5 protein-coding genes and 1 pseudogene are annotated in these 7,526 nt (G+C 66.2%); 1 reads left to right on the top strand and 5 read right to left on the bottom strand.

Annotated elements, in window-relative coordinates:
• The 4 genes from BN11_RS18815 to BN11_RS18800 form a co-directional block, all read right to left on the bottom strand.
• Positions 1-911 (bottom strand): IS1380 family transposase (locus BN11_RS18815; protein WP_048699881.1); only part of this gene is annotated, 911 nt, incomplete at its 3' end.
• 101 nt (positions 912-1,012) lie between these two features.
• The gene (locus BN11_RS18810; protein WP_157044279.1) at positions 1,013-1,990 is read right to left on the bottom strand and encodes an LA2681 family HEPN domain-containing protein; all 978 of its coding nucleotides are present in this window, start codon (positions 1,988-1,990) and stop codon (positions 1,013-1,015) included.
• Positions 1,991-2,334: 344 nt separating this feature from the next.
• The gene (locus BN11_RS18805) at positions 2,335-4,872 is read right to left on the bottom strand and encodes a S8 family peptidase (protein ID WP_235435549.1); all 2,538 of its coding nucleotides are present in this window, start codon (positions 4,870-4,872) and stop codon (positions 2,335-2,337) included.
• A 74-nt stretch (positions 4,873-4,946) separates the two neighbouring features.
• Positions 4,947-5,903, bottom strand: coding sequence for an AAA family ATPase (locus tag BN11_RS18800; RefSeq protein WP_048699876.1), 957 nt, complete (start codon positions 5,901-5,903; stop codon positions 4,947-4,949).
• A 137-nt stretch (positions 5,904-6,040) separates the two neighbouring features.
• On the opposite strand from BN11_RS18800, the gene BN11_RS18795 reads away from it, so the two are divergent.
• Positions 6,041-7,183, top strand: a complete 1,143-nt coding sequence (locus BN11_RS18795) for a DUF4062 domain-containing protein (RefSeq protein ID WP_048699874.1) — start codon at positions 6,041-6,043, stop codon at positions 7,181-7,183.
• Between the two features lie 135 nt (positions 7,184-7,318).
• Here BN11_RS18795 and BN11_RS24370 read toward each other — a convergent pair.
• A pseudogene (locus BN11_RS24370) lies at positions 7,319-7,526 on the bottom strand (hypothetical protein); the annotation flags it as partial.

The following is a 7,526-nucleotide window of genomic DNA, read 5'->3' as shown; positions in this document are numbered from 1 at the left end:
GGGAGTAGGCCGGTGATCTCGACGATGTCGGCGTGCTCACGGACATCCCCGTCGGCGTCCATCGCGGGGGTCCAGGCCCGTTTCGGCACCCGCGTGATGGCCTCGCGGATGGTCTCGGTGACCGCGAACCCGACGCTGTACTGGACCGAACGGCCCCGCCTCCCACTGGTTTTCGCGGTGTTCATCCTGGTGATCCAGTCCAGCAGCTCGTGGGAGTACCCGGCCCCATCGACCCGGATCAACAGGCTCTTGCGGTGCGGGGCGGGGATTTGCGCGATCGCCTCGCTCAACACGCCGGTGTGGTCGGCGGCGGTGTTCGAGCCGGCGTTCCCCGGCCGCAACGTCGCGGCGAGCAGTTCGCCGGTGTTATCGCACCAGACCCCGATCGGGTGATACCCGAAGGTCTTCTTAAACGTCCGCGCCGCGTGTTCCTTCTCCGAGTGGGCGATCACGATCGTGGCGTCGACATCCAGCACGACCAGATCCTTCGGCAACGTGCTGTCGGCCACTCGCGCCGCCGGGAGCCCGCCCGGCAGTAGCTCCCACACCCGTTTGCGGGTCTTGGCCCGCGCGGCCGCGACCCGCTTCGCCGAGGTATCGGCCAGCTCGTCCAACGCGCGCCACACCGTCGCCGGCGACGCCACCGGCCCGAGCACATGGTCTTGGTGACGCAGCGTGTCTATATCCGAGATCGCTTCACCACCGGCGACCAGCATCGTGGCCACATCCACCAGCACCCGGCCCCGGTCATGACCCGGGACGAAACCGCGCCGCACGAGGGCCGTCGAGAGCGTCTCGGTCAGGCCGACCCGATCGGCAAGAAGCCGCACCGCGACGCTGCCCGCGTGGGCGACCACGCCGCTGCCGTCACCAGATATCGCCAACCCGCTCGACCACGAAGTACGCTTCACCTACGGAGTGCCTTCCCGCTCAGGAACTTTGAACTGTCGTAAGTCCAAGTATCCCGTTGCAGGACAGGCACTTCCGTACTTTCACACCCCGGACACGCCGATCACTCATGCACGATCGAGGTTAGTCGTACCACCCCGTCCTTGTTTGCCCAGAATTTGCGGAATGAAACTCTTCGCGCTTCGTCGCCGACGCCAAAGTGTTCGTTGGCGACAACGGCGGTCTTGTCCAGAACATCTAGCGCTGACCGCTGGGCGAGGAACAGCTTCGAGTACTGGAGTCCGTAAAGCGAGTAGTCGAGCGTCTCGATGTAGTACCCAGTGTCGTCGTCCTTCTGCTGCGGTCCTTCGAAAACTTGCACGTAGCCTTCGTACGCCAACTGACGGGAGACGAGGAAGTCCGACTTGAGAACGTTCATCTCCGCCAGGATGGGCGGCGACATCTCCTCCGGCGAGTTGCCGTACAGGATCTCGATTGCGGCGCTGTCCCAATGTACGTCTTCGGTGCCGAGACCCTCGACCGCGGGTGACAATGCGAGTCGGTACGTCGCAACCCACTGACGATATTCGTCCTCGGGATCATCCAGGCCGTGAGCGAGGTGACCCAAGCTGTCCGTGGGCTCAAGGCCGTCCCAGCGGTTGGCCGTGGCTGATCCGGCGAAGTCGATCGTGCCATCTCGCAGGGACTGTGCCATCTTCACGTACTTGTCATAGACGGCGGCGATGTGGCCAGTCTGCCCCACTCCTGCATGGATTCGACTGAGCAAGAGCTGAGCCAAGTTCCCGGCGGCATTACCGTTCGTCGGATCGGCTTCCAGTGCCCGCAGGTAGAAATCATATGCTTCGGCCCACCGTCCAGAGTGGTTGAGGCTGTTCGCAAGATTACAGTACGCAGCAGATCGAGTGTGTGGATCGGCCTGCCGGGACGACCCGACATTCAGGAACATTCGCCTCGCCCGCCGAAGCTCGACTCGACTGGACCGGCGGTTTTCTATGAGCGCCGGAAGCCAAACTTCCCGGGGGCCCTCGGTGGGCAAACCGAGATCGCAGGCACCGACGATCGCGTTCGCGACGTTGTACATGCATTGGAAGTGCAGCGGCTCTGCCGAGTCGGTTTCCCCTGTGCGCGCGAAGCAAGCTGTTGTCCCGCTTGAAGAATCGTCACGTCGGCGAGGTCTGTTCCCGCGTTGATGATGAGGGAGGAACAGACGAATCGAAGTGCTGATTTCTCTTTGGAGGAAAGAGCGGATCCATCAATCCCGCCGGCAAGGGAGATCAGCTCTTGCGCCGCAAGGGCTTGATCCGCGGTTGTCTCGCTGACTAGTAGGAACCGCCGATACCATTGCTCGTAAGTCGACATCGGACTACCTTCACGGCCCTTCTTGCCGTCGCCACGCCGTGGGAGCGCACAAGCCGGGAAGCCGACTCAACTCTGCACCCGACCGCGTGCGCGATCACGAACCTGCTGGCGCAGTCTCGCCCGTACCTCGTCATGGATGGTGGTCGATGTCTGTTCCGCAGTCTCTACGGACACCACGAGCGCGTATCGCACGGTCTTGCCGGCGCGGAGCCGTTGGGCATCGTCCATGCACTCGACGTGGATCGGGAAGGTGCCGTCGTCGCCAAACACCATCGTGCGGGTGCCCTGCACGATCTCGTGTTGGAGACTTCCCCGTCTGACCGAGTTGTGTTCGGCATCGATCCGCTCGCCGCCAGCGAGTTGCATGTCTGGCGTGGCGAAGTAGACCTTGGCGCCTCGGTAGCGGTTGAGCTGGCCGACGGTGGGGACCATGTAGGCGAGGGTGATGGTGAAGCGGTACCACTCTGCGCGTGCACGGAGCGAAGGCGGCAGCGGCAGCTCGTAGGTGTGGCGTTGGTCGCGTGCGATCAGTCGCCCGCTGACCAGCACTGCCCTGTTCGTGGCTGCGGTTCCGAGCCGGTCGGTGTCGAGCCGGCCGTAGCCCAGGAGCGCGGTCAGGTGGCGGCGGGCTTGCTGGTTGGTGAGGCCGAGTTCGCGACGCAGTCGCGCCTCCCACTCGCCCCAACTGCTGGCGTCGGCGAGGAGGGCTCTCACGAGCAGCGGGTGGTACTGCGGGTCCGGTAGCGGCGCGTCTTCGGGATCGCCCGCGCCGGCTTCGAGGATGTCGTACAGGCGGCTGGCTTCGCGGGCCACCAACGCGGTTGCGTTGCTGGTGCCGATGGTGAAGACGGTGTTGTTCGTTGCGCCCGCTCGCCCGGGCGCGGCTACTTGGAGGCCTGGCCCGGTCGTTGCGGTCGGAGCCAGTTCCACCGCGACGGTTTCCTGCCCGGCAGGCGGTGTGACAGGGCGGGCGTAGAGCGCCCTGCCTCCGATGTGGTGCAGGTCGGGCTTGACGGAGCGGTCGACGCCGGGGCCAGTCGCACCGTAGTGGGCTGGGCCGTTCTGGTGGGTGATGTCCCAGGCGGTGTCCGGCACGTCGATGTCGCCGAGTCCGTCACTGTGGGTGGCGCCGATGGTCAGTGCGTTGAGGGCGTCGCCAGGAGGAAGGATGCCTCGCAGTAGTGCGGCGTCGTAGACGGACCGGAGCGCGGCGGATCGTGCCGAATCGGCGGTGCTGGTGGCATCGGCCGGGATCGTGAGCGGGCCGAGGTGGTTGCCGGCGCTGACGATGAACAGCAGGTTGTAGGAGTGGGCCAGCCAGTCGAGTAGCCGTCCGACGGGGCTCATCCGGCGCACGAGCGCTCGGGCTTGCGCACCGATTGAGAGGTTGATGATGCGCACGCTCGGCGCGACCGGACCCCGACCGGCCTCTCCTTCGACGATTCGCTTGACCGCGCGGTGCAGCAGATCGGTGAGCAGCCGGTCCGGGAGGATCTGCTCGTGTCCTGCCATGAATTCGTGGGGTCGCATGATGGACCGGACATACAGTGGCCGGTCGAGCGGTTCGCCGTCGGTGGAGAGGTCACCGTGGATGATCAGCGAGGCCATCGCGGTGCCGTGGTGGCGCGCGGCCAGCGGGTAGTTCTCGCCGAGCCTGTCGGGGTCGTCGACTACCAGCCGGCCTGCGAGGGCGTCGTGGTTGGGAAACGGCAACCCGTCCAGCAGGGCGACCCTGGGCAGGCCATCGGTGCGTTCTCCGGGTGGCAGGCGGACCTCGCTGACCGGTTCTGTGGTCGGCGGTGCGACGCTCATGGGAGTGAACGGGTTGACGAACATGACTTCGTCGGTGGTGAGCAGCCGGATCGACTCGGCCCCGTCGGCCAGCAGCGAGTGAACCTGTTGGATCGGTAGCTCCGCGAGCAGGGCGTGGTAACTGATGTCGCCGATCCGGGAGCGGTCGAGCACACGTCCGCCACTGCCGGAGATGACCTGCTCGACGTGTGCCTGTGCTGTGGCGCGCTGTGAGGCGTCGCGGCGGTACCACAGCTCGACTTCGACCATCACGGTGCTGACGGACTGACCGACCACGTCGAGGTTCTCCTGCCACTGATCACGCAGGCCGGTCTCTCGGATGCGATCCTCTGGTCCCCACCGTCGGATCGCGGTGAGCTGCTGGAACGCGGTCTTGAACTTGCCCAAGCCGTAGGCGAACGACGCTGACGGGTCTGCTTGCCAAGCGTTGAACAGGCGCAGGAGTTCGTCGATCGCTTTGGCGTTCGACATCATCAAGTACAGGGAGTGCTGGACGGGCTTGTCCGTGCGGCCGCTCTCGGACTCGGTCATGTGGAAGTCGTCGTCTGGGTCGGACCGGTCGCCGATCAGCTCGGACAGGAACTCCAGTCCGTCGATCTGGTCGACCGCGTTGCGGAAGTCCTTGATGCTGCCGGCGAGGTCGAAGACGACCACCAGCGCCGGGTCGACCTCGTCGGGTGTGTCAGCGGAAAGACGTGCCCGCTCGGCGTCGAACGCTGCGCTCAGCTCACCGAACTGCGGCGTCAGCCGCTCCCCCTGTCGACCGGCGTTGGGTTTGGATAAGCGCGGCATGTCCCGGGGCGTTTGTGTGGGCCGGTCTACCACCGTTGGCGACCCGAACGCCAGGAGCGGCCGGCGCTCGCCGGTCACCCCGCCGCCTGATCTCGCCTGTGCTCAAGACGTTCCTGGACGATCCGCCGGAGGTTGCTGTCGGGGAGTTCGAGCACGGCTCTGCGGCGCACGTCCAACGCGAACTCTTCCAGTTCGGAGAAGCTTGCTCCGACGAGCTTGTCCGCCAGGGTCCGGGGGGCGAATCCGAGGTCGCCGCCCAAGCGGGCGGCGAGGCGTTCCAGGAAGCGGGTCGCTTGTGCACGGCTGGGCGGTTCGAGTTCAGCGCGGATCTGGAAGCGTCGCCATGCTGCCCGGTCGAGAAGTTCGCTATGGTTGGTCGCTCCCACCAGCAGCACGTGCGGGGGAAGCTGGTCGATCTGGAGCAGGAGTGTCGAGACCACTCGCTTGATCTCCCCGGTCTCGTGCTCGTCGGATCGTTCCTTGGCGATGGTGTCGAGTTCGTCGAAGAACAGCACACAGCGGCGGGTGCGAGCGAACTCGAAGGCGTTGTCGAGCCGTGCGGCGGTCTCGCCCAGGAAGCTTGATACGACCCCTTCGTAGCGGATGACGTAGAAGGGCAGCATCAGCTCCGAGGCGATGGCCTCGGCGACGCTGGTCTTGCCGTTGCCCGGCGGGCCGGACAGCAGCAGTCGATTGCGGGGCTCGATCCCATAGCTGCGCAGCAGCTCGGCGCGCTTTTGCTCCTCGATCAGCTCAGTGACGACCCGGTGCGGGACCGGAGCAAGCTCCAACTCGTCCAGGCGCCGATGAGGAACGATCTCCTGCACCAGGTCACGCATGGCTGCGGCGCGGTCATCACGCGGGGCGCTCTGTCCGGTGGTCGTGATCAGCTCCGACAGGCGGTCGGCTACGAGGTGGTGCTGATTGGCTCGCTCCTCCGCGATCACCGCTTCGACGAGGACGCGGAAGCGGTCTCGATCGCCACGGCGCTCGGCCTCGACGAGGTCGAGAAGCAGGTCCGCACGCGCCATGGTCTGCCTCCCTCAGTCGCCCGCCGTCATTTGCTGCCTACTTTACCGGCGAGGGCTCCGAGGCTAGCGAGCCTCGCCGACACCGCGGCTCGCGTGTGCGCTCGGCGCCCGGTGCGTGTCCGTGATGGACTTGAGTCATGGATGACGCGTCGCTGATCGATCAGCGTTCGGCCTCCCTGGCTGCCGGCGGGGAGGACGTGCGGGCGTGGGCGAGCGGGCGGCGAGTATTCGTATCCAGCCTGATCACCGACATGCCCGACGAGCGGGCTGCGGTGCGGACAGCGATCGAGTCGGTCGGGGCTACGGCAGTGATGTTCGAGGATCTCGGAGCGCAGGACATCTCGGCCGAGCAGGCCTACCTCTCCGGGGTGCGCAGCTCCGAGATCTACGTGGGCATGTGGGGTTCGCGCTACGGCGTGCGGATGCCCGACGGATACTCGGCCACGCATGCTGAGTTCTTGGAGGCCGAGCGCAACGGCTTGAGGCTGTGCCTGTTCGTCCACGGCGAGACCAGCGGGGAGATGGACGGTGCGCAGCGCGATCTGATCCAGGGCGCCCGCAACCTGTACACGACGAGCCCGTGGAATGACCCAGAAGACCTCGGACGGCGGGTGCGGCGTCGTCTGGAGGAACTGGCGTCCGAGGAGCTGGCGCCGTGGGTGCGGGTGGGCCGGACACTGTTCCGTGCACGCGAGATCACCAACGACGGGACCACGATCTCGCTCACCGCGGCGGTGCGCAGCGACGCGGTCCATGCCGAGTTGGTTCGGTTGCGGGACAACCGTGCCGGCGGTGTGCCGTTCGCATCCCCTCATATGGCACTGCCGGTGCAGATCGTGGAGCTGTCGACCAGGACCGTCTCGACGATTGGTCATGAGGAGCGGCTGACGTTGCTCGCACAAGAGCGGCGGGGCTCGACCATGCGCGCGTCCATCAACGGAGTATCAGCCGACGAGGTGGGCCAGCGGGCGTTGTCCGATGGGCTGTTCGGCACCTCGCTGCTCGGACAGCAGATGGGATGGATGGCGCGGCCGATCGATCCGCTGGTCCCACTGCGGGGACTGGGCCTGGACGACAGCGTCCTGCGGCCGGTGGCCCGACTGTTGTTCGCTGAACGGCTGATCACCGACCAGGCTGCGTCGAGGATTGACTCGTTCGCGCTCGGCCCCTCCCACCAGGGCGCGCGCCGTCTGCGGGCCACCTGGACCCCGCCGCAGGTCTACGTGAACGAACCGGACCCAGCACCCGTCTCGATCGACGGCACCGTGACGGGCCTGTGATCGAGACGAATGCTCAGAGAATGGCCTTACACGGTGCGGGTCTTGTGGATCGGCAAAGCCTGCTCCAGGTCCATGTGACTACAGACTGAGCAGGTCCCGCTCCGGAAGGTGTCAAGCCGTTTGAGACATCTGCGGTCAGGCGCTTTGTATGAGGGCCTCCCGTGAGGGTTGGTTGATCCACGCGGCGGTGGGCAGTTTCGGCGGTGCCGGCCGGCGGTGGCCGAAGCGGTCGGGGTGCGCGGCGTAGGCAGCGTCGAGGGTGGCCTGCCGCTGAGCGCGGACCTCGGTCGCGGTGCCGTAGTGGACCGAGGCGGGGGTGTGCAGCCCGATCCCGCAGTGGCGG

The organism is Nostocoides australiense Ben110, from assembly GCF_001050535.1.
Classification (GTDB): Bacteria; Actinomycetota; Actinomycetes; order Actinomycetales; family Dermatophilaceae; genus Nostocoides_A; species Nostocoides_A australiense.
This window is presented reverse-complemented; position numbering and strand designations above follow the sequence as displayed.